The sequence below is a fragment of the Thermodesulfobacteriota bacterium genome (genome assembly GCA_040756475.1).
In the GTDB taxonomy this organism is placed as follows: Bacteria; Desulfobacterota; Deferrisomatia; order Deferrisomatales; family JACRMM01; genus JBFLZB01.
This window is the reverse complement of record JBFLZB010000335.1, coordinates 1-2,462: the sequence shown is the minus strand read 5'-3', so window position 1 is coordinate 2,462 and position 2,462 is coordinate 1. Positions and strand designations below refer to the sequence as shown.

Genomic DNA, 2,462 nt, shown 5'->3' with positions numbered 1-2,462 from the left:
GCGCTCCATCTGGGGATCGCGCGGACGCACCAGGCGGCCGCCGGCCGGGAGAACTCCCTGAACGAGGCAGAGGAGCTCCTCACCCGGGCCCGCGGCCTCATGAAGGACTCCGCCGAGCCCTCCTACCACCTGGGCCACCTGCTGGCCCTGCAAGGGGACCTGGAGGGCGCCCGCACCCACCTGGAGGCCGCCCTGGCGAAGAGCCCCAACCACGTCCAGGCCTTGCGGGAGCTGCGCCTCCTGCGCATGCGCCAGGGCAAGAAGGGCGGCGTGCTGGGCGCCCTCTTCGGAAAGAAGGAGAAGTCGTGAGAGGCGTCCTGTGGATTCTCCTGGCGTGGGGGGCCGTGCTCGCCGCAGCCCCCGCGGCTGCCCGCGAACTGGACCTGCGGCTGGTGTACGGCACGGGGGTCGCGGGCGAGATCGACCCCTGCGGGTGAAAGACCGGCCGGTTCGGGGGTCTGGCCCGAAGAGCCGCCGAGATCGAACGCCTCCGCCACGAGCGGCCGGCCACCCTGTACCTGGACAGCGGGGACCTGCTCTTTTCCCAGCCGCTTGTGGCCGGACAGCCCCAGGCGGAGATCCTCTCCACCCGGGCCCGTCTGCTGGCCCGGGCCGCGGTGGCCGACGGCGTTGCCGCCGTCAACGTGGGCCGGCGCGACCTTGCGGCGGGATTGGCGCTCCTTGCGGAGCTGGGGCGGGAGCCGGGGGTCCCCTGGGTCTCCACCAACTTGCGGGACGCGGCCGGAGAGTACCCCTTTCCCCGGTGGCGGGTGGTGCCCTGGGGCGACGCGTGGGTGGGGGTCGTGGGTCTGCTCGCCCCGAACGCGGCCCTGGACCGCCAACTGGGACTGCGGACCGAGGACCCCGCGGCAGCCCTGGGGGAGGTGCTGCCCCTGCTGCCCGAGGTCGCGGCCGTGGTGTGCCTCTCGAACCTGGGGCTCGCGGCAGAGCAGGGTCTGGCCAGGGCGTTTCCGCAGTTGACCCTGGTGGTGGGAGGCGGGTCCAGCGAGTACCTGCCGACGCCTCCCGTGGCAGGCAATGCCCCGGTGCTGCGCGCCGGCGACCGCGGGCGCTACCTGGGGGTGCTCGATCTGCCCTCGGCGGGCCTGCGCTCGTGGCAAGCCCCTCGAGACCTGCAGCAAGAAGGGGTGCTGCAAGCGCGCCTGCACGAGCTGCGTCGGCAGGCGGCGGGCGGGCAGGAGGGTTCCGAAGCCGCCGCCCTTGGGCAGGAGATCGCCCAGACCCAGGCATCCCTGGCGGTCCTGGGGCAGGCGACGGCGGTGTTCGCCCACCGGATCGTCGTGCTGGATGGCCGCGGGGGGGAGGATCCCCGAGTGCTGGGGTGGCTGCGGGAGTACCGGGAGCTCGAGATGCAGTGGCAACGCGGCCAGGCCGGCGGCGGTCGTCCTTCCGCGCCGGGGGCGTCCCCGGCGCCCAGGGCCGCCCCGGAGGCTGCCCTGGCCCCGGGCAGCGAGCCCCTCCACGCGGGCTCGACCTCGTGCCGGGAGTGCCACGCCGACGCCTACCAGGCGTGGGCCCGCACCCGCCATGCCCGATCCTACGCCTCCTTGCAGCAAAGCCCCCGCGACCCCTCGTGCCTCGCCTGCCACGCCTCCACCGTGCAGCGGGCCACCGGCACCAGCCTGGAGCCCGTGGTGGGGTGCGAGGCCTGCCACGGTCCGGGGGGCCGCCACCGGGGCCGCGGCAACATCGCCCGAAAACCCGGCGAAGCCGTCTGTGCCCGGTGCCACCGCGGCTTCCACGAAGGAAAGCCCTTCGACTTTCCGGCCGCCTACGGGGCCGTGCGCTGCGACCGCTGACGGGAGCGCGCGACTCGGGTGGATCTCCCCGCGCCCGGCGCGCGCAGCCCTACGGCCCCTGCCCGAGCCCGCACCGCTCCAGCACCCGCTCCACGATGCCGGTGGTGGAGCGGCCCTCCACGAAGGGTAGCGCCGCCACCCGGCCGCCCGCCGCTTCCACGGCTTCCCGCCCCACGATCCGGTCCACCGCCCAGTCCCCGCCCTTGACGAGCACGTGGGGGAGCAGGGCCTCGATGAGGCGAAGGGGCGTGTCCTCTTCGAAGACCACCACGTAGTCCACGCTGCGCAGCCCCGCGAGCACGGCGGCCCGGTCGGCCTGGGGGAGGATGGGGCGGGCGGGGCCCTTGAGGCGGCGCACGCTCTCGTCGGAGTTCAGGCCCACCACCAGGAGGTCCCCGAGATCCCGGGCCGCCTCCAGGTACGTGACGTGCCCCGGGTGGAGCAGGTCGAAGCAGCCGTTGGTGAAGACGACCCGCTCTCCGGCGCGCCGCCGGGGAGCGATCTCCGCCAGGAGCGCGGACAGGGGGAGGACCTTTCGGTGCAGGGCAGGCAGCATGGGTATCCTAGCGGACCAGCCAGGGCAGCAGGTTCTGGTCCAGGAGGAGGGAAGCCCCGGGCGGGGGCAGTTGGGCCTCCGTGAGG

General features: G+C 74.5%; 4 protein-coding genes. 3 read left to right on the top strand and 1 reads right to left on the bottom strand.

The annotated features are described in order from the left end of the window. The 3 genes from AB1578_23395 to AB1578_23385 form a co-directional block, all read left to right on the top strand. A partial coding sequence (locus AB1578_23395) for a tetratricopeptide repeat protein (GenBank protein MEW6490844.1) occupies positions 1-309 on the top strand: 309 nt, incomplete at its 5' end. Continuing rightward, positions 306-437, top strand: coding sequence for a hypothetical protein (locus tag AB1578_23390; GenBank protein ID MEW6490843.1), 132 nt, complete (start codon positions 306-308; stop codon positions 435-437). The genes AB1578_23395 and AB1578_23390, both read left to right, overlap by 4 nt. Before the next feature lie 117 nt (positions 438-554). Further along, a complete protein-coding gene (locus AB1578_23385; GenBank protein ID MEW6490842.1) occupies positions 555-1,820 on the top strand; it encodes a multiheme c-type cytochrome in 1,266 nt (421 codons plus the stop codon). 49 nt (positions 1,821-1,869) lie between these two features. Here AB1578_23385 and rfaE2 read toward each other — a convergent pair whose 3' ends face one another. Then, positions 1,870-2,376 carry a D-glycero-beta-D-manno-heptose 1-phosphate adenylyltransferase gene (gene rfaE2, locus AB1578_23380; GenBank protein MEW6490841.1) on the bottom strand — a complete coding sequence of 169 codons (507 nt, stop codon included), beginning with the start codon at positions 2,374-2,376 and terminating at the stop codon, positions 1,870-1,872. Positions 2,377-2,462: the final 86 nt, after the last annotated feature.

Excerpts from the sequence above, each read along its gene's own strand:
- rfaE2 (MEW6490841.1), bottom strand. The coding sequence starts at position 2,376 with ATGCTGCCTGCCCTGCACCGAAAGGTCCTCCCCCTGTCCGCGCTCCTG.